This is a genomic window from Saccharothrix luteola (genome assembly GCF_020859565.1).
Classification (GTDB): Bacteria; Actinomycetota; Actinomycetes; order Mycobacteriales; family Pseudonocardiaceae; genus Actinosynnema; species Actinosynnema luteola.
Map to the genome: position 1 here is coordinate 21897 of NZ_JAJHUO010000003.1, position 19530 is coordinate 41426.

17 protein-coding genes are annotated in these 19530 nt (G+C 71.9%); 10 read left to right on the forward strand and 7 right to left on the reverse strand.

The features are described 5' to 3' along the window. From LNK82_RS03550 to LNK82_RS03570, 5 genes are read left to right on the forward strand one after another with little or no spacing between them, the layout of a single operon-like run. Positions 1–1020 (forward strand): polyprenyl synthetase family protein, encoded by a 1020-nt coding sequence (locus tag LNK82_RS03550; RefSeq protein WP_230565461.1) that lies wholly within the window; start codon positions 1–3, stop codon positions 1018–1020. 30 nt (positions 1021–1050) lie between these two features. After that, entirely contained in the window at positions 1051–2070 is a 1020-nt protein-coding gene (locus tag LNK82_RS03555; protein ID WP_230565462.1) for a UbiA family prenyltransferase, read from the forward strand. After that, positions 2067–3725, forward strand: a complete 1659-nt coding sequence (locus LNK82_RS03560; RefSeq protein WP_230565463.1) for a prenyltransferase/squalene oxidase repeat-containing protein — start codon at positions 2067–2069, stop codon at positions 3723–3725. The genes LNK82_RS03555 and LNK82_RS03560 overlap by 4 nt, the downstream gene beginning before the upstream one ends. Beyond that, entirely contained in the window at positions 3722–5002 is a 1281-nt protein-coding gene (locus tag LNK82_RS03565; protein ID WP_230565464.1) for an FAD-dependent oxidoreductase, read from the forward strand. Before LNK82_RS03560 ends, LNK82_RS03565 begins: the two co-directional genes overlap by 4 nt. Then, positions 4999–6003 (forward strand): histidinol-phosphate transaminase, encoded by a 1005-nt coding sequence (locus tag LNK82_RS03570; protein WP_230565465.1) that lies wholly within the window; start codon positions 4999–5001, stop codon positions 6001–6003. Before LNK82_RS03565 ends, LNK82_RS03570 begins: the two co-directional genes overlap by 4 nt. Positions 6004–6060: 57 nt before the next feature. On the opposite strand, the gene LNK82_RS03575 is transcribed toward LNK82_RS03570, so the two are convergent. Then, on the reverse strand, positions 6061–7179 hold the full coding sequence (locus LNK82_RS03575; protein WP_230565466.1) for a DegT/DnrJ/EryC1/StrS family aminotransferase: 1119 nt from the start codon (positions 7177–7179) through the stop codon (positions 6061–6063). Between the two features lie 259 nt (positions 7180–7438). On the opposite strand from LNK82_RS03575, the gene LNK82_RS03580 reads away from it, so the two are divergent. The 3 genes from LNK82_RS03580 (at position 7439) to LNK82_RS03590 (ending at position 9506) form a co-directional block, all read left to right on the forward strand. Then, a complete protein-coding gene (locus LNK82_RS03580) occupies positions 7439–7600 on the forward strand; it encodes a hypothetical protein (RefSeq protein ID WP_230565467.1) in 162 nt (53 codons plus the stop codon). 73 nt (positions 7601–7673) lie between these two features. After that, entirely contained in the window at positions 7674–8729 is a 1056-nt protein-coding gene (locus LNK82_RS03585; RefSeq protein ID WP_230565468.1) for an ATP-binding cassette domain-containing protein, read from the forward strand. A gap of 12 nt (positions 8730–8741) precedes the next feature. Beyond that, the gene (locus LNK82_RS03590; protein ID WP_230565469.1) at positions 8742–9506 is read left to right on the forward strand and encodes an ABC transporter permease; all 765 of its coding nucleotides are present in this window, start codon (positions 8742–8744) and stop codon (positions 9504–9506) included. Positions 9507–9604: 98 nt separating this feature from the next. Here the strand turns inward: LNK82_RS03590 and LNK82_RS47575 are convergent, their stop codons facing one another. The 5 genes from LNK82_RS47575 to LNK82_RS03615 form a co-directional block, all read right to left on the reverse strand. Beyond that, entirely contained in the window at positions 9605–10300 is a 696-nt protein-coding gene (locus tag LNK82_RS47575; RefSeq protein WP_308257150.1) for a DUF6807 family protein, read from the reverse strand. Positions 10301–10366: 66 nt separating this feature from the next. Further along, on the reverse strand, positions 10367–11869 hold the full coding sequence (locus LNK82_RS03600; protein WP_230565471.1) for a glycosyl hydrolase 53 family protein: 1503 nt from the start codon (positions 11867–11869) through the stop codon (positions 10367–10369). Positions 11870–11904: 35 nt separating this feature from the next. Beyond that, positions 11905–13071 (reverse strand): poly(ethylene terephthalate) hydrolase family protein, encoded by a 1167-nt coding sequence (locus tag LNK82_RS03605; protein WP_230565472.1) that lies wholly within the window; start codon positions 13069–13071, stop codon positions 11905–11907. A 478-nt stretch (positions 13072–13549) separates the two neighbouring features. Next, positions 13550–14152, reverse strand: coding sequence for an RICIN domain-containing protein (locus LNK82_RS03610; RefSeq protein WP_230565473.1), 603 nt, complete (start codon positions 14150–14152; stop codon positions 13550–13552). Between the two features lie 254 nt (positions 14153–14406). Continuing rightward, positions 14407–15738: a poly(ethylene terephthalate) hydrolase family protein gene (locus LNK82_RS03615; RefSeq protein WP_230565474.1), complete on the reverse strand. Its 1332-nt coding sequence runs from the start codon at positions 15736–15738 to the stop codon at positions 14407–14409. A 312-nt stretch (positions 15739–16050) separates the two neighbouring features. On the opposite strand from LNK82_RS03615, the gene LNK82_RS03620 reads away from it, so the two are divergent. Together LNK82_RS03620 and LNK82_RS03625 are read left to right on the forward strand one after the other, a co-directional pair. Next, complete coding sequence (locus LNK82_RS03620; protein ID WP_230565475.1) at positions 16051–17043, forward strand: PaaX family transcriptional regulator; 993 nt, start codon at positions 16051–16053, stop codon at positions 17041–17043. 112 nt (positions 17044–17155) lie between these two features. After that, entirely contained in the window at positions 17156–18841 is a 1686-nt protein-coding gene (locus LNK82_RS03625) for an ABC transporter substrate-binding protein (protein ID WP_230565476.1), read from the forward strand. On the opposite strand, the gene LNK82_RS03630 is transcribed toward LNK82_RS03625, so the two are convergent. Continuing rightward, positions 18813–19262 (reverse strand): hypothetical protein, encoded by a 450-nt coding sequence (locus LNK82_RS03630; protein WP_230565477.1) that lies wholly within the window; start codon positions 19260–19262, stop codon positions 18813–18815. The genes LNK82_RS03625 and LNK82_RS03630 overlap by 29 nt on opposite strands. Positions 19263–19530: the final 268 nt, after the last annotated feature.

Consider the following 19530-nt stretch of genomic DNA (forward strand, 5'->3'; position numbering starts at 1 on the left):
ATGACCGTTTCCGACTCACCGCAGTATCGGACTTTCCTCGACGGTCTGGCCCGCAGCGAGTCGGGACGGCTCCTCCAGGAGGAGTTGCGCCGCCGTTGGCCGGAGACGACCGACGAACTGGCCTCCATGGCGCGGTTCGCCCTGGTGCCGGCCGGGAAGCTGCTGCGCCCGCTGATGGCGCTGCACACCGCGCAGGCCGTCGGCGGCGACCCGCTGCGCGTCACCGCGGCCGTGCTCGCGCTGGAGTACGTCCACACCGCGACCCTCGTGCACGACGACATCATCGACGGCGACGACCTGCGCCGCGGGCGGCCGTCGGTGCACGCCGCCTACGGAGTCCCGAACGCGATCGTCACGGGTGACGGCCTGATCTTCAGCGCGTTCGAGTCCCTTGTGGACGAACCGTGGTCGGCCTCGCCCGCGCGCGTGGTGGCGGCGGTCGGCGAGCTGGCCGAGGTCGGCCGGGACCTGTGCCGCGGCCAGGTGCTGGAGTCGCGCCTCGTCGGAGACCCGGAGGAGGGCGCGCGCTGGTACGAGGAGATGGTGCGCCTCAAGACCGGCGCGCTGTTCCGGGCCGCCTGCTACATCGGGGCGACGCTGGGCGGCGCGGGCGCGGACACCGGCGCGATGCTGGCCTCCTACGGCGAGAACGTCGGCATCGCCTTCCAGATCCGCGACGACCTGCTGGCCTTCGTCGCCACACCCGAGCAGACCGGCAAGCCCGGCGACAGCGACCTGCTCAACGGACGGCCCACGTTGCCGGTGCTGCTGGCCTACCAGGCGGCCGACGAGGCCGATCGGCGGGAGCTGCGGGACGTCCTGGGCCGCCGTGCCGCCCGGGAGGGCGACGTGCGGTGGGTCCGGGACCTGGTGACGGCCTCCGGCGCGGTGCAGAGCGCGCACCGGCGGATGGCGTCCCACGTGGAGCTGGCGCTGGCCGGGCTGGCGGGGCTGTCGCCGTCGCCGCACGCGACCGCGCTGGCCGACATCGCGCGCTGGACCACGAGCGGGGCGCGGTGAGCGCACCGCCGGACGGCCGGGGGTGAGGACGTGGGCTTCGGCGCGGCGGTCCGGGCGCACGTGGAGACGTGGCGCCCTTACACGCTCTGGTACGTCGGGCTGGTCGGGCTCGGCGGCGCGGTCCTGGGCGGCGCGGCCGGGCACCCGTGGCGGCTGCTCGCGGCGTGGGCCGCGCCCACCGCGGGCTGGCTCGGCGGGCACTACCTGGGCGACTACTTCGACCGGCACCTGGACGCCATCGGCAAACCGCACCGACCGATCCCGTCGGGACGGTTGAGCCCGCGCGTCGCCCGGGCGTGCGGTGTGCTGTGCATGCTGGTGGTGGTGGCGATCGCCGTGCTGGGCGGGTGGCCGACGTTGCTGGCCGCCGCGCTCGGCGTGTTCGGGATCGTCGCCTACAGCCGGTGGGCCAAGGCGCGCGGCATCGCGGGCAACCTGGTGCGCGGCGCGCTCGGCGCGATCGCCCTGGTGTACGGGGTGTGCGTGGCCGGGACGTGGCCGTCGTCGGGGATCGCCGCGGTGGTGGCGTTGGCGGCGGTGTTCTGGCTGCACGACACGACGTCCAACCTGGTCGGCACGCTGCGCGACGTGGACGGTGACCGCGCGGGCGGCTACGACACGCTGCCGGTGCGCCGGGGCATGCCCTTCGCGGTGTGGACGGTCCTCGCGCTGTACGTCGCGGTGATCGGCGCGGCGGTGGTGGGCGGGCTGCTGGCCGCGGTCGGCGACCGGACGGCGTACCTCGTGACGCTGGCCGTCGTGGCCGCGCTGGGCGTGCTCGCGCTGGCGCCCCTGGTCCGGCGGCGCGCGGACGTGCCGGTGGTCGTCGCGCTGCGGAGCCACGAAGTGCTCGTGGTCGAACGGCTCGTGCTCGCCTCGGCGACCGTCGGCCTCGGCCTGGGCGTCGGCTGGCAACTGGGGCTGGTCCTGCCGCTGGCCGCGCTGACATGGTGGACGCAGTCGGCGATGCGGAGCAGCCACGAGCTGGGCACGTCCCGGTCGTCCGAGGTCCGCTCGCGCCGCCTGATCCCGTTGGAGGACAAGACATGACAGCCGTGTCGCAGGTCGACGTCGCGAAGGCCGTGGAGCGCGGCGCGGAGGCGCTGCTGGCAAGGCAGCGCCCGGACGGCGCGTTCACCGACGACCCGCCCGCCTCCGTGCTGGGCACCGCGGGCACGATCACGGCGCTGCACGCCGCCGACCCGGTCGCCCACGCCGACCTGGTCGCGGGCGGCGCGGCGTGGCTGCGCGACCGGCAGCGCGGTGACGGCGGCTGGGGCGGGGTGGACGGCGCGCCCAGCGAGGCCGTGCCCACCGCCATCGCCACCGCCGCCCTGCACGTCGTCTCCCCGGAGCGCAGCGCGACGGCCGTGACCGCCGGGCGTGCCGCGCTGGCCGCGTTGGGCGGCGTGGACGCGGTGACCGACCGCGCGGTGGCGCTGATGTGCCGCCAGTTCCTGACCCTGGCCGGGCTGACCACCGAGGCGGGGGCGCTGCGGCGGCTGCCGCTGGAGATCGTGCTGGCCGACAAGGTGCGGCGGCGGCTGATCTCGTTCCGCACCACGCCGTTCGTCGGCCTGGCGCTCATGCAGGACGGCCTGCTGCCCACCGGGCCGGTGCGCCGGTTCACCCTGCGCCTGGCCCGTCCGGCGGCGCTGCGACTGGTCCGCGCGGTGTACGAGCACGAGGGTCGCACCGGGGCGCTCAGCGAGGACCCGTGGCCGGCCGCCCTGGTGCTGCTCGGCCTGGCCCGCTCCGGCGAGGCGCCCGACATCGCCGCCGCCATCGCGGGCCGGCTGCGTGCGGCGGTCCGGCCCGAGGGCGCGTGGGACGCGGTGGCCAACCTCGACCTGACCCGCACCGGCTACGCCACCACCGGCCTGGTCGCCGCCGGGTACGCCGCGGACCCCCGGCTGCGCGCGGCCCGCGACTTCCTGCACGCCGCCCGCACCACCGAACCGTTCACGATCCTGGACGTCCCGGCGGGCGGCTGGAGCTTCTCCACCCGGCGCGGCTGGCCGGTGGTGCTGGAGTCGGCCGAGATCCTCAGCGCGCTGGCCGGGCTGCCCGGCGCCGCCGAGGACGCCGAGCTGCGCGGCGGGCTGGAGTGGCTGACCGGGCGGCAGGACACGCGCGGCTCGTGGAGCCTGTGGGTGCGCGACACCAAGCTCGCCAACGACGGGCCGTGCCCGGCGATCACCAGCCAGGCCGTCCACGCCCTGCTGGACGCGGGCCGCCCCGCCGACGACCCGGCCGTGGCCTCCGCCGCCGCGTGGCTGCTCACCGCGCAGAACCCGGACGGCACGTTCGAGAACCTGTGGTACCGCGACCACACGTCCGGGACCGCCGTCGTGGTCGGCGCGCTGGCACGGGCCGGGCACGGCGGGCACGAGGTCGTGCGCAAGGCGGTGGACTGGCTGCTGCGCACCCAGCTGCCCGACGGCTCGTGGGGCCCGGGCGACGGGACCGAGGGCTCGGTCGAGGAGACGTCCTGGGCGGTCCAGGCGCTGCTGGCGGCGGGAACCGGCGCGGACGCGGTGGACCGGGGCGCGGCCTGGCTGGTGGCCGTGGCCAAAACCGACGGCGGGTGGGAGCCCACGCGGGTGTGCAACTACATCCGCCACCACATGCGCTACGCCAACGGCGTGATCACGCAGGCCGTGGCGCTCAAGGCGCTGGGCGAGTACCGGGCCGCCGTCCGATGACGCTCCCGGGGACCGTCGACGTCGTGGTGTCCGGCGCGGGCGCGGGAGGGCTGGCCGCCGCACGGGCGCTGGGCGGGACCGGCCTGCGGGTGCTGGTGCTGGACCGCAGGCGCACCCCCGCGCCGACCGCCAAGGGCGAGATCCTCCAGCCCGGCGCGGTGCGCGTGCTGGACGATTGGGGCGCGCTGGACGACCTCAAGGCCGCCGACGCGCGCCCGGTGGACCGGCTGGCCATCCGCGACGGTGACGGCGCCGCGCTGCTGACCGTCGAGTACGGCACCCTGCCCGGCCCGCACCGGCAGGTGCTGTGCGCGTCCTACGAGGACCTGTGCGCGGCGATCACCCGCTCGCTGCCCGACACCGTGGAGATCGTCCGCGGCGTGCGCGTGGGCGGGGTGCTGCGCGAGGGCGGGCGGGTCGCGGGCGTGGCGACGGACGGCGGCGAGGTCCGCGCGCGGTTGGTCGTGGCGGCCGACGGCATGTCCTCGGCGCTGCGCAAGGACGCCGGGATCGCCGTCGACCGGGACGAGTACCCGCACCGGCTGCTGGCCTTCGACGTGGCCGACGCGGACGTGCCCGGCGAGGTGACCGCCTACCGCACCGCGCGCGGCCTGCGCCTGGTCTACCCGCTGCCCGGCCGCCGCTGCCGGCTCTACGTCCAGGTCGTGCCCGACGAGTTCCGCGCCACGGGGTTGGCCGGGCTGGGCCGCTGGGTCGACGGCGTGCTCGCCGAGGTGCCCGCGCTCGCGCCGCTGGCGCCCGCGCTGGCGGCGAGCCTGCACCGCCGGCAGCTGTTCGGCGTGTCCCGGCTGCGGGCGGGACGGCTGGCCGTGCCCGGCCTGGCGCTGGTCGGCGAGGCCGCCCACGCCGTGCACCCGATGGCGGCTCAGGGCGTCAACAGCTCGCTCGCCGATGCCGAGGCGTTGGCCGAGGCGTTGGGAGGGTGGTCCGCGGTGGACGGGGACCCGGCGGTGGACGAGGCGCTGGCGGCGTACGAGGCGGCCCGGCGGCCCAGCCTGGACCACATCGCGAAGGTCAGCCACAACGCCGCCCGCATGATCACCGCGCTGTCGGGCGCGCCCCGGCTGCTGGGCGCGCGGATGATGCGCCGCACCGCGGCCAACCCCCGGCTGCTGCGGCGCACCGCGGGCAACATGTCCGGCACGGACGTCCGGCCGCTGACGTTCGTCGACCGGCTCTACCAGTTGGGCGTGCTCGCCGACCGGCGTGCCCACGACCCGCACGCGGCCGACCCGAGGGGAAGCGAGGTCAGATGACCGCCGTCGACGCCGACCGCCTGCACGACCTGTCCATGAACGAGACGCCTTACCCGCCGCTGCCCGCGCTGCGGCAGGTGGTCGCCGAGGGCGCGGCGCTGCTCAACCGCTACCCCGACCGGCTGGCCGGTGCGCTCACCGCCGGGCTGGCCCGGCACCTGGGCGTCGGCCCGGAGACGGTGCTCGTCGGACCGGGCTCGGCCGGGTTGTTGCAGCACCTGGTGCAGTCGTTCGGGCCGAAACCGGAGGTCGTGCACGCGGCGCTGTCGTTCGAGGGCTACCCCTTGATCGTCGCCAACGCGGGCGCGAAGAGCGTGCTCGTGCCGATGGACGGCTACCGGCACGACCTGCGCGCGATGGCCGACGCCGTCACCGACGCCACCCGGTGCGTGCTGATCTGCAACCCCAACAACCCCACCGGTTCCGCGCTGGGCCGCGCCGAGCTGGCGGAGTTCCTCGGCCGCGTGCCCGCCGACGTGCCGGTGGTGATCGACGAGGCCTACCGGCACTTCGTCACCGACCCGGACTTCCCCGACGCGCTGGACCTCTACCGCGACCACCCGAACGTGTGCGTGGTGCGGACCTTCTCCAAGGCCTACGGCCTGGCCGCGCTGCGGGTCGGCTACGCGGTGCTGCCCGCGGACCGGGTGATGGCCGCGCGGATGATCGGCATGGTGTTCTTCGCCAACTCCCTGGGCCAGGCCGCCGCGCTGCGCGCGCTCGACCCGGACGTCACCGAGGAGCTGTCGCGGCGGTGCGCCGACGTGGCCGAGCAGCGCGCCCGGCTGGTCGCCGGGCTGCGCGACGCCGGGTACACCGCGCCCGACAGCGAGGCCAACTTCGTGTGGCTGCCGCTGGGGGAGGACAGCGCCGCGTTCACCGCCGACGCCAAGGCCGCGGGCATCCTGGTGGCGTGCCTGGACGGGCGGGGCGTGCGGGTCACCGTCGGCACGGCCGAGGCCAACGACCGGTTGGTGGACTTCGCGCGCTCCCGGAGGTAGGGCGTCCCTCGGTACACGCCCTTGGCGCCGCGCCGGGTCCCGGCGCGGCGCGCGTCCCTACCAGCCCGCCTTGATGGTGGACACGATGTGCCCGCGCTCGTCCTCGGTCAGCCACCAGCCGACCGGGATGGACACCATCCGCGCGCTCACGCTGTCCAGGCCGGGCAGCAGCGAGGCGTACTCGCGCACCGTCGTGTAGACGTCGTTGCGCTCGTGCACCTGGCTGGCCATGATGCCCGCCTCCTCCATGCGGCGCATGAACCCGTCGCGGTCGTCGACCTTGATCGTGTAGATCCAGCACGACGACTCGCGGTCGGGCGCGCGTTCGGTCAGCTCCAGGCCCGGCACGTCGGCCAGTTCCGCGTCGAAGTGCGCGGCGTTGCGCCGGTGCTTGGCCAGGTTCTCGTCCACGTGGTCCAGGTTGGCCAGGCCGATGCTGGCGTTGATGTCGTTCATGTGGAACTTGAAGCCGAACTCGGGGATGTCGTTGAGGAACGAGAACCGCGCGTTGGTCTCGCGATCGATGCCGTACCACCGCAGCAGCCGCGCCCGGCGGGCCAGCTCCTTGTCCGGCAGCACGACCAGGCCGCCGTCACCGGCCGTCAGGTGCTTGATGGCCTGGAAGCTGAACACCGAGATGTTGCCGTGGTTGCCCAGGTGCTTGCCGTCGAACGTGGCGCCCCAGGCGTGCGCGCAGTCCTCGATCACCACGGGGCGCACGCCGTGCACCTTCTCCGCCTGGTCCAGCACCTCGGCCAGCCGCCGCAGGTCCACCGGGTAGCCGGCCCAGTGCACCACGATGATCGCCTTGGTCCGCGGGGTGATCTTGCGGGCCAGGTCGTCCAGGTCCATGTTGAGGTTGGCGGGGTCGACGTCCACCCAGCGCAGGCGCAGGCCGTTGGCCAGCACCGGCCAGTTGGTGGCGCTGCACGTCATCGGCGTGGTCAGCACTTCGCCGCCTTCGCCTCTCGCGCCGCCGGTGACCAGGTGTAAAGCCAGGTGCAGACCCGAGGTGGCGCTGTTGACGGTGGCGAGCTTCGGGTTGCCGACCCGGGTGGCCAGGGCGGCCTCGAACTCGTCCACCTTGGCGCCCTGTCCGATGAAGCCGCTGGTCAGGACCTTCTCGACGAGGGCAGGTGCAGTGGGGGACATCGCGACCTTGAACAGGGGGATCATGAGTGCTCCTTCGTCGTGCGGCCGGTTCCGGACAGCGCGCCTCGATCCCGACCAGGCAGGGGTAGCGCGGTTCGCGGTCGTGCGCGCCGACCATCACCGACCCGCCCGGCTCGGCGAGCGCGGTCACAGTCGGGATCACACCACGCGACCTGGGGAACGTCAATGCGTTCCGTAGTCCACAGTGGACACAAGCCGGTGTCGGTGCTCGACCTGATGCCCCGTTTGGACGTTGCGGTCCGCCACGCGGGTGGTGCACCCGGTGCACGGGCTGCGGAGACCCGAACCGCTGCCGGTGGCCCTGGCCGGGATCGCGCCGCGACCGGGCGGCCTGATCCGCGCCACCCGCACCGGCCCGAAGTGGACCGCGAGCACACGCCGCGCCCGGCGCGGCCGACCGGTGCGGACGTCGGCGCGCGGATGACTCCCCGCGGCGGTGCGCCGACGCGTCCGAAAGCGTGATTGTCGTTGCGCCGCAGCTAACCTAGCCTCAGCGGATGAGCACCCGCCCCACGCTGTCGGCACGCGACCCCGCCGCGCCGGACCGAGCCGCCGCCGGCGATCGGCGGGACCTCGTCATCGAGGCGAGCGGTTTGCGCAAGACCTACCGCAAGCGCGGGCGCAAGGCCAAGGCCGTGGAAGCGGTGCGGGACGTGCACTTCGCCGTGCGCGTGGGCGAGATCTTCGGGTTCCTCGGGCCCAATGGCGCGGGCAAGTCGACCACGCTGCGGATGCTGGCCACCCTGGTGCGCCCGGACGGCGGCAGCGCCCGCATCGGCGGCGTGGACCTGGTGCGCTCGCCCGCGCGCGTCCGCGACGTGATCGGGTTCGTCGCGCAGTCCAGCGGCACCTACGACGACGCCTCGGCGCGGCAGGAACTCGTGGCCCAGGCCCGGATGCACGGCCGGAGCAAAGCCGAGGCCGAGCAGCTGGCCGCCGCCGCGATCACGACGTTCGACCTGGAGGAGTTCGCCGACCGCCGCGTCCGCACGTACTCCGGCGGGCAGCGCCGGCGGCTGGACTTCGCGCTGGGTGTGATCCACCGGCCGTCGGTGATGTTCCTGGACGAGCCCACCGCGGGCCTGGACCCGCCCAGCCGGGCGCGCATGTGGCGGGAGGTGCGGCGGTTGCGCGACAACGGCATGACCGTCTTCCTCACCACGCACTACCTCGACGAGGCGGACTCGTTGTGCGACCGCATCTCCATCATCGACCGGGGCCTGATCGTCGCCGAGGGCACGCCCTCCGACCTCAAGCGGGAGATCTCCGGTGACGTCGTGACGGTCGACCTGGCGTCCTCCGACGAGGCGGGTCAGCTCGACGCCGACAAGCTGCGCCGCGCCGCCGACGTGCTGACCCCGCAACCCTACGTGCGCGGCGTGGAGGCGGTCGACACGACCCTGCGCCTGTACGTGGACGGCGCGGCCACGGCCATCCCGTCGATCATGGCCGCGCTGCTGCGCGCCGGGGTCGAGCCGAGCGCGATCGAGTCCCGCAGGCCGAGCCTGGACGACGTGTTCCTGGCCAAGACCGGCCGCACCCTGGACGACTGAAGGGCGGCCGGCGTGAAGGTGCTCCGCGACACCTGGCTGATCTTCAGCTTCGAGGCCAGGATCATGGCGCGCAACCCCACCGTGGTCGCGCTGACGCTGGCCCAGCCGATCACGTTCCTGGTGCTGTTCGCGCCGTTCCTCAAGGTCGCGATGGCGGGCCGGGGCGTGGAGAGCTACGGCGACGCCTACGCCGTCTACGTGCCCGGCCTGTTCGTGGCGATGGGCCTGCTCGGCGGCCTGTACGCGGGCTACGGCCTGCTCAGCGCGTTGCGCGCGGGCATCATCGACCGCTGCCGGGTCACCCCGGTCAGCCGCACCGGCCTGCTGCTGGGCCGGGCGCTGATGCACGTGGCGCTGCTGGAGTTCCAGGCGGCGGTGATCACCATCGCGGCGTGGCCGTTCGGGCTGCGGGTGAACCTGCTGGACCTGGCGGTGTCCTACGCCCTGCTGTCGCTGGTGATCCTGCTCAGCATCTCCCTCTCCTACGCCATCGCCCTGCTGGTGCGCAACGAGAACAGCCTGAGCGTGCTGGTCAACACCGTCGGCCAGCCCGTGTCGCTGCTCGCCGGCGTGCTCATCCCGCTGACCCTGGCGCCGCTGTGGGTGCAGGACGTGGCGCGGTGGAACCCGTTCGCCTGGGCCACCGACGCCCTGCGCGCCCTGTTCACCGGCCACTTCACCGCGCCCGCGGTCTGGCAGGGCGGCGTCGTCATGCTCGCCGCCTGCGCCCTGGCCGTCGGCTGGTCCGTCCGCCTGTTCAACCGGGAGGTCTCGTGAGTCCTGCCCTGCCGGGGACGGCTCTCGCGCGGGGCGTGCCCGTGGGCTCGTCCGGGGTCGTTCTCGCCGACTCACGCGGCGGAGGTGTCACCTGGCTTTCACGGGACGGCCTCCGGGTGGTCCTCGATGACGCCGTACCGGAACCGGGTGGTGGCGCTGTTCTCGGCGGTCAGTTCCCGGCTGAAGAACGGTGCTGGGTTGAGGCACGCGAACTCTTCGGTGCGGGCGAACCACCGCGGTGGGTGGTCGGGGTTGTCCCGGTCGTCGACCACGAGCACGAGTGACCGGTCGGTTGACCCGTCGTGGCGGCCGGTGAACGACTGCGGACCGCGCCAGAGCAGACCGCAGTACCCCGCGTTCTCCCGTCCCTTGGTGGTGGGGGAGCCGATGGCCACGTCCGCCCCGGAGACGTTGGTCATCTCCGTCTCCAAGGTCAGCACCCAGGTCCGCGAGCCGATCGGGTGCGCCCCGAGCGTCCGGCGCTCGGTGAAGAAGGCCCGGGCCGGACCGGGTGGTCCAGTCGAGTTCGTGCGCGAACGTCGCGGTCCCGCCGGACCGGTCCAGGGTGGTGATCCGGCGGTGCGCCTGGGTCCCGTTGTTGTCGAGCTGGACGTAGAAGCTGCCGTGGACGCAGGTGGGGCCACCCCGGAAGTTCTCCTCGCCGACGTGGGGACGTAGGGCTTGGGCGATTCGAGCCGGTGACCGGGAGCCGCGGTGAACCGCCAGTCACCACCGTGGCCAGGGCGCCGTTGGCGAACCGGACGTTGTCGTCGTTGACATCGTTGTCGTGCCACCCGGAGGTATTGACCGGTTAAGTGATCATGAAGGGAGGGGTGGACGACGAGCGTCCACCCCTCGGGTCAGGGCAGCCAGCGGATGTTCGGGTTGAGGCGGCCGGTCCGGTCGAAGACGGCCATGTTGTCCCACTCGTTGCCGGAGTTTGCGATGTCGGTCGGGTTCCAGCCGTTGCCCGCCACCGCGTACCAGGTCGGCTCCCAGTAGAAGACGCCCGACGCGCCGGCGTTGCGGGCGGTGTTCTGCACGGCCGCGAAGTTGGCCTGCTGCCCCGCCTGCGACGCCGGGTAGCCCGAGCAGGTCGTGGTGACGACGTTGGCGGTGCTGTCGTGGTTGGTCGTGGTGAATGGGTACGCGGTCTCGACGATGACGACCGGCTTGCCGTACCGCGACTTCATGTCCGAGACCACGTTCGCCATGTTCGCCATGCCACCGTGCCAGAAGCAGTAGTACGACAGGCCGGTGACGTCCCACTGGACGCCCTGGCCGCGGATGCCATCGTAGAACGCGCGGGCGCCGCTCTCGACCCTGGCCGTGTGGATGAGCACCTGGGTGCCGCTGTTGCACGCCTTGGTGGCGTTGTACCCGGCCTTGAGCAGCAGGCCGAGGTTGTAGTAGTTGCCGTTGGTCACCTGGCCCTCGGGCCACAGCATGCCGGTGTTGATCTCGTTGCCGATCTGCACGCTGTCCGGCGTGGTGCCCTGGGCCTTCAGGCTGGTGCACACGTCGTAGGTGTAGTTGTAGACGTCGGTCTGGAGCTGGCCGATGGTGTGGTTGGCCCAGGCGGCGGGCTTGAACTGCTTGCCCGGGTCGGCCCAGGTGTCGGAGTAGTGGAAGTCGACCATGAGCTTGAGGCCCTTGGCCTTGACCGTCCGCGCGTACTGCAACACCTTGTCCTTGTTGTTGTAGCCGCTGCGCGGGTTGTTCCAGATCCGCAACCGGGCGTAGTTGACGCCGACGCTCTTGAGGATGTCCAGGGGGTCTGCCTGGGTGCCGTTGGCGTGGTAGTACCGCGCGCCGACGTCCGCGGCCCGTTGCAGCGTCGACACGTCCGCGCCGCGCATGATCCCGTCGTCACCCGGGTTGTCACCGGTCACCACGTCGAGGTGGTCGACGTTGCCCAGCCCGCCCGACGTCGTCGCGGCCAGCCGCACGGTGTTCGACCCCGCGTTCAGCACGATGGTCAGGCTCCTGGTCGCCCAGGTGGTCCAGGCGCTGGTGGCGTCGAACGCGACCCCGGCCTGGGCCACCGACCCGTTGACGCTCACGTCGCCGGGTCGGTTCGCGCCGCTGCCGTTGGCGTACCGGAATGACAGCGTCGCCGTGCCCGCGGTCGTCGCGGTCACGACGAACTGGACCGAACTGCCCACGGCGTTGGTCGTGTCGCAGAAACCGGTGCCGGTGTAGCCGGTGTGGTTCGAGGCGACGGCGCCGCCGCAGACGGCGGGCGCGGACTCCGCCTCGTACCGGCTCGTCGCGGCGCCCGCGGTCACGGGGAGCGCGACCACGGCGCCGGCCACCGCGGTCGTCACCACCGCGGCCCACGACAACCTGGAGAACAGCTTCATCGATGCTCCTTCGTGCTGGCTCGGCCGAAGAGCTCTCAGGCCCTTCGGGTCCACACCTGGTTCGACTCGCCGTGGCACGTCCACGTCGCCACGGCCGTGTTGTCGGCCGTGCCGCGGGCGTCCACGTCGAGACAGCGCCCCGACTGCGGGTCGGTGATCGTGCCGTTGGTGTTGAACACCCACTTCTGGCCGCCGCCACCGGTGCAGGACGTGATCGTGACCTTGCTCCGGTCCTGCCCGGCGCCCGCGTCGAGGCACTTGCCAAAGCCCGAGCCGACGAGGCTGGAGGACGACCCCGTCGAGCCGTCCGGCGGCAGCAGCGGGCAGGTGCTCCCGTAGCGGTTGATCCCGGCCGAGTCCATCAACGGGCACAGGAACTGGCTGTACCGGGCGTCGTCGTCGAGGAAGACCTTCAACCACGGGGTGACCACGCGCATCTGGGTGGAGTTCGCCCGCGTCGGGAACGCGTGACCCGCGCCGCTGAGCTCCACGTAGCCCTTCTCCGTCGTGGCGGGGATCGAGCGGTGGAGGCCGTCCACGTAAGACGGTGTGACGGTGGTGTCGTTCTGACCGGCCAGCAGCAGGGTCGCCACCCGGTCGCTCGCGAGGTTCCCGGACGGCTTGTACGGCGCCGACCCCACTGCGGCCTTCGACGACGGGCGTCGCAGCGCCGCGTTCAGCGCGCCGCCGCCGCCCATCGAGTGGCCCATCGCCGCCAAGCGGGTGGTGTCCACTCGGCCTCGCACCGAGCCGCGCTGCGCCAGGTAGTCCAGCGCGGCCGGCAGCTGCCGGTCGCGCGCGACGTCGAAGTCGTTGGCGCTGTTGGTGTCGATGCCGATGACCACTAGCCCGAACGACGCGAGCCACGGCCCCGTCCAGGCGCCCTCGGCGGCCCACTTCGCCGTGTACCCGGGCACGATCGCCACCGCGCCGAACGTGCCCTGGCTCGTGTCGGTCGGGTAGTAGATCACCCCTCCGCCGAAACCGTTGCCCGCGGGCACGCCCACCTGCGCGGTGGCGAAGGTGCCGCGCGAGGCCGCGACACTGGACCGCGTCGGGTCCGGGCCGCGCTGGTACGGGTTGTCCGCGGCGATCGCGGGTCCGATCTGGACGGACGCGGTCGCCGCGGCGAAGACCACGGCCAGGGTGATCCCCGCCCACCTCGCGAGTCGACCGGGGCTTCGGCCGGTGTTCACTGGCATCTGCGGTGCACTCCTTGGAGGCAGGGACCGGGGAGGGTGCGGCAGGCGGAGGGCGGCGAGGAGGCGCGCTGTGAACGTGCACAGTATCTCTTGGGTGTCACATGTGTAAACAGGCTGTGTTCGTTGGTATTTCTGCGAACTTGCTCAACAGAAGGCTGTGCACGTTTCCAGCGTGCAGGCCGATGTGACGCCGCCGCTACGCCGTTCGGGCGCGACTGAGACGACCTCCGAAACTTTTTCGATCCGGCTGTTGACAGCGGGACGGGGGCGTTCGTACCGTCGCTCAGACGTCCTTGTGCGCCGAACTCGTTGGTGCCAAAAGAATCGACCACCCCGCCGGGATCGCGCGAGCGGTCTGACCGGCCATGCAGGCATGAGTTGGATAGCGCTTTCCATCGAGCGCGTGCGGCCGCCGTCCCGAAAGGTCACCCCATGAGAAAGCGCTCATCACGCTGCCCGCACCGGGCTGCGGGTTCGCCTACGACGGCGAGAACGAGGGGCACGGCGGGTACCTGGCCACCAACGTCGCCAACCAGAACCAGCTGCCGGGCTGGCTGTCGGCGACCCGACCCGACCCGACGTCGGTCTGATGCACCTGGGCACGAACGACGTCTGGAACGCCATCCCCGCGAGCACGATCCTCAACGCCCACACCAAGTTGCTCGGCCAGAGCGCTGGACAACACCCACCGCTGGTTCGACTGCCCATTGCAATCCCACAACTGCACCAACGCCCCGCTCACCTGACCCTGCCCCGACACATCCAGACAACGACCCGACTGCACACCCACATAGGTGTAGCCGGTCGTACCGCCGGGAGTCGTGGCCGGGCCGGTGCGGTCCAGGCCGAAGAACCGGATGGCTTCCGGGGCCATGCCGGAGGTCCACAGGTTGTGCGGCACACCGCGCAGCGAGATCGCCTCCACCGCGGCGCCGTAGCGGATGCGGATCCAGTTCGTCCGCGGCTGGTCGGTCGAGGTGGGCGTGGTCGACAGGCCGTGGACGTTGGTCCACTGGTCGATCTCCTCGCCGAAGTTGGGGTAGCCCAGCGCTTCGTCCTCGGTGCCGTGCCAGAGCTGCACCCGCGGCCGTGGTCCGGATGACGAACTTCCGGCCGCCTGCCTCGACGATGTGATGGCGGCTGATGTGCAGGCCCACGGCCGCGTCGGCCGGCCGCGCCTGGATCACCAGGAACGACACGGCGAGCGCGACCATGGTGACCCCGAGAGCCAGGAATCGTTTCTCATCGCCTACCTCGAACGCGTCGGCCCTGACGTCGGGGCACGACGCCACCGGGGGCACGAGCCCTTCCCGCTCGTGCCCCCGGTGGACGCTGTCACGGGCTGGTGCAGGTGAAGGGCGACGTGGGCGGGGCGCCGCCGCCGATGAAGCCGAACGTGGTCGACCTGTTGGGCGCGAGCGACCCGTTGTAGGAGACGTTGCGCACCGACACGGACGATCCGCTGACGGTGAGCGCGCCGTTCCAGACCTGGCTCACGGACTCGCCGCTGCCCAGGGTCCAGTGGGTGGTCCAGCCGCTGACCCCCGAGTCGCCGGCGGTCACCGTGACCTCGGCCTGGTAGCCACCGGGCCAGGAGTTGGTGGTGCGGAAGACCGCGCTGCACGCGCCGCCGGGCTGCGGCGTCGTGGTCGTGGTGCTGGTGCTGGTGGTCGTGGTCGTGGTGGTGGTGGTGGTGGTCGTGGTGGTGGTGGTGGAAGTGGTGGTACTGGTCGGTGGTGTGGAGGGCACGAGCGGGCACGTGCTCTGGTAGGACCGGATGCCGTTCCCGTTCGACAGCGGGCACAGGAACTGGGTGTAGCGGGTGTCGCTGTCGATGAAGACCTTGAACCAGGGGATGACGACGCGCATCATCGTGGGGTTGTTCGAGGTCGGGAAGCCGTGGCCCGCGCCGGTGAGCTCCAGGTACGCCTTCTCGACGCCTGCCGGGATGCCGTTGTAGAGGTTGAGCACGCTCGACGGGGTGACGGTGCCGTCGTTCTGCCCGGACAGCAACATGGTCGGCACCCGCGTGGTGGTGAGGTTCTGCGAGAAGCTGGCCGGCGCGAGCCCGACGGAGGTCTTCAACGTGGGCCGTTGCAGGGACGCGTAGGCCGCCCCGCCTCCGCCCATGGAGTGGCCCATCACCGCCGCGCGCGTCGCGTCGACGCGGTCGCGCACCGAGCTGCGTTGGGTGAGGTAGTCCAGGGCGGCGAGCAGCTGCTGACCGCGGGCGTTGTCCCAGTCGTTGCGGTTGTTGGTGTCGATGCCGATCACCACGAACCCGAAGGAGGCGAGCCAGTGCCCCATCCAGGCGCCTTCGGCGGCCCAGGTGGCGGTGTACCCGGGCACGATCGCGATCGCGCCGAACTTCCCCTGGCTGGTGTCGGTGGGGTAGTAGATGATCCCGCCGCCGAAGCCGTTGCCCGAGGGCACGCTGACCTGCGTCGTGGCGAAGCTGCCGCGGTTGGCCGAGACGCTGGCCGGTGTCGGGTCCGGCCCGCGCTGGTAGGGGTTCTCGGCGCCCGACGCCGTGCGGCTACCGCCCGTGACGGCCAACGCCACGAGCATGATCGTGGCCGCGGCGAGCACGATGCCGTGCCCCCACAGCCGACCCGCCGAGCGCCACGTCTCGGGCGGGGTGTGGAAAGCGCCTTCAGTTCGTACCACCGGGTGTTCCTCCTGCCGATTGCAGTGGACAGACTGTGCGTGGGCGAAGCGCTCGGCCGGTGACCCGGCCACACATGGAGGTGGGTGGGCTCGCGGAGGCGGTGCCGCGCTCCCCACGATGCCGGCCCCGGCCGTCAAGGTCGCTGTTCACGCTGCTGTTCACGCCTTGCCCGGCTGGTGCGAGCCGAATGTGTCACATAGTCTGGCTCGGGTCATGAGAAGTGTCAACGATGTCTCGACAGGCGCACGCGGCATGCCGCGAGCCGGTCACCGCGCCCGCACGAGCCACTCGGACCTGGACCGGAGCGCACCTTGATAAGCCCGTTCAACGTCGAAGAGATCTTTCCCGACGTCGCCGCCGAGACGGTTCGGCTCCCTCGCCGGCAGAGCGGCAGCTCTCCCCAGGGCCTGGCGGTGACGCTGATGGCCGACTACACCGTGCACACCCGGGCGTGGCTGCCGACGGCGGCGATCCTGACCCTGCTGGGGGAGTTCGGTGTCACGACCGGCGCGGCGAGGACCGCGATCAGCAGGTTGGCGCGTCGGGGCGTGCTCGAAGGCAGTCGTCAGGGTCGCGGTAGCGCCTACCGGCTGGCCGACCTCGTCGTGGCCGACCTGGTCAACGGCGGCCGGACCGTCGCGACGTTCGGCACGGGACCGGACTCGTGGGACGGATCGTGGACGATCGTCGTGTTCACCATGCCCGTGGAGGAGAAGGCCCGGCGGAGCGCGCTGCGGGCCGAACTGCGGTGGCGGGGGTACGCCCCGCTCTACGACGGGGTGTGGGTGTCCCCGCACGTGTTGACCGCCCGAGCGCACGCGGCACTGGTCGCGGCGACGCCGGGCGCCATGACCACGTTCCGGGCACGGCACCTGGAGTTCGACTCGGGTGTCGTCCGCGACCCGATCGAAGCCTGGGACCTCGCCGCCATCGCGCGGGAGTACGTGGCCTTCATCGACCGCTGGGAGCCGCTGCGGTCCCGCGGCCCCGCCCGGGAGGTCACGGGCGCGGACGCCGTCCGGGCCCGGACCGAGGTGATGGACGTCTACCGCCGCTTCCCGACGCTCGACCCCGTGCTGCCCCTCGCGCTCATGCCGCCCGATTGGCCGCGAGCACGTGCCCGCGAGGTGTTCCAAGCGGTGTACGACGGGTTGGCCGCACCCGCCGAGGACCACGTGCGGGCTGTCGTCGCGCGGGTCGACGGCAGCCCGCGACCGGACCTCCGCGCCCACACCGTGGCCGACATGGCCGCTGGTGAACGGATCGCCGCGCCCGGCGCCGTCCACGGGGCCGGCGTCAGCTGAGCGCTGCTCCGCCCGGGGCGGTTGCGGGCCGAAGTGTTGACTTCCTTTGTTTGTCCACTTAAGGATCCAGACTGGTACCCGTCCCGGTCCCGGGCAAGGAAAGGAATCAACGATGTTCCTGAAGGCAAGGCACTCCTCGCGGTTGCGCGGGGCGACGGCCGCGCTGGCCGCGGTCGCCTTGCTCGCGACCGCCTGCGGCGGACCGAGCAGCAGTGCCGACGACAACAAGACCACGCTCCTCCTGCCCGGCACGGCGGGTGATTTCCAGTTGAACTTCAACCCGTTCTCGCCCACCCTGCTGGAGGGTCCGGGCTCGATCTTCGAACCGTTGTTCTTCTTCAACAACATCCGCAACGTCGAACCCAGGCCGCGCCTGGGCAGGTCCTTCGAGTGGAACGCCGACGGCACCCGGTTGGACGTCGAGCTGCGCGACGGCGTCAAGTGGAGCGACGGACAGCCGTTCAGCGCCAAGGACGTCGTGTTCACCCTCGACATGATCACCGAGAACCCGAGCATGAACGGAACGGGCTACAAGGGCACGGCGACCGCGTCCGACGACACGCACCTGTCGATCAGCTTCCCCGAACCGTCCTACATGGAGGGTCCGCAGATCCTCGGCAAGACCGTCATCGTGCCCGAGCACAAGTGGAAGGACCTCGCGAACCCGGCCAACGACGCGATGAAGGAACCGGTCGGCACCGGACCGTTCATGCTGGAGGAGTTCAAGGCGCAGTCGTTCACGCTCAAGGCGAACCCGAACTACTGGGGCGGCGAGCCGGCGGTGAAGAAGATCCGCTACGTCGCACTGTCGGGCAACCAGGCGGTCGCCGACGCGCTCAAGGCCGGGAAGGTCGACTGGCAGTCCGGCCCCGTCCCGGACATCGCCGACGTCGAGAAGAATTACCCGGGTTACAAGGCGATCACCGTCCCTATGAACCAGACCGCCCTGTTCACTTGCTCCAACGCCGCCCTGGGCTGCCACGGTACGCAGACCGACGTGGCGGTGCGCAAGGCGATCTACTACGGGATCGGTCGCACCCAGGTCAACGCGCTGGCGTTCGAGAACACGTCCAGCGAGATCTCGCCCGGCGCGGGCCTGCTGGAACGGGACAAGGACGTGATCTCCTCGAAGCTGCAGGAGAAGGTCGCGCCGATGCAGCCGGACGAGGCCAAGGCCACGCAGCTGCTGGAGGCCGCCGGCTACACCAAGGGCGGCGACGGCGTCTACGCCAAGGACGGCAAGCCGCTGACCATGACCCTCAAGGTCGTCGCCGGCTGGACCGACTACATCACCGCGGTCGACACGATCGCCCAGCAGCTGCAGAAGATCGGCATCAAGGTCACCGCGCAGCAGCTGTCCTGGAACGAGTGGGCCGACGCGCGCGGTCGCGGCAACTTCGAGCTGCTGATCGACTCGATCAGCCAGGGGCCCGCGCCCGACCCGTACTACAACGCGTCCTACTTCTTCAGCACCTCGACCACGGCCAAGGTCGGCGAGACGGCCAACCCGAACTTCGCCCGCTTCTCCAGTCCCGCCGTGGACGCCGCGCTCGCCGCGCTGAAGGGCATGGACCCGAAGGACACCGCCGCGCGGCAGCCGCACCTGGACACGATCCAGACCGAGATCGAGAAGTCGATCCCCTACATCCCGGTCCTGACAGCGGGCACGACCAGTGAGTACAACGCGAAGAAGTTCACCGGCTGGCCCAGCAAGGAAGACCTCTACGCGTTCCCGGCCCTGTGGGCCCGCCCGGAGGCGTCCGAGATCATCATGAAGCTGAAGCCGACCAACCAGTGATCGATCCGGCAAGCACATCGGTACCCATGAGCGCCTGACAGTCCGAGCAAGTTTCCCGCGGCGGTTCCGGGCCGATGGGTAAGCGCTTTCCAGTGACCAGCGGGTTTGCGTGCCGAGGCAGACCCGTTGGTCGCCGTCTCACCGCGGCGGCGCGTGGTGGGTGATCGAGGCCGCCGGCCTGCCGGATCGCGACGGCCGGCTCCGCCGGAGCCACGACGCCCGGCGGGAAGATCGCCAACTTGAACGCGAGGGCGCCGGCGACGGCCGCCGCGGTCAAGGTCCGGCCCGCGGGCCGCCGCCGGGTCGGCAGGATCGCGCCCACGAGGCAGCACGCGCCTTCGACCGCCGGCACGACCCTCAGCACGATGCCGAAGGTGGTGACCCGGTCCTCGTCCACGCCGGGCGAGCTGATCGCGGCCACCAGGGGGAAGCAACCGAGCAGGGTCGCGCAGGCCACGGCCGTCGTGACCGGCACGCGGCTCGGCCGGCGGTCGACGGACGGTCCGCGCGCGCCGCCGCCGTGTCGTCTTCGTCACGTAACGAACGCCGACGGCGGAGCGATCCGCGCGCTTGTCCACAGTGGCCACGCACGAACCGTTGCCAGGCAACGAGATAACGACGAAGTAGGTTTCCGAGTGAGGCTCGTGTTGCTCCGAATGGAGGCTTCTTGTCGCTCGCCCGGTCGGGTG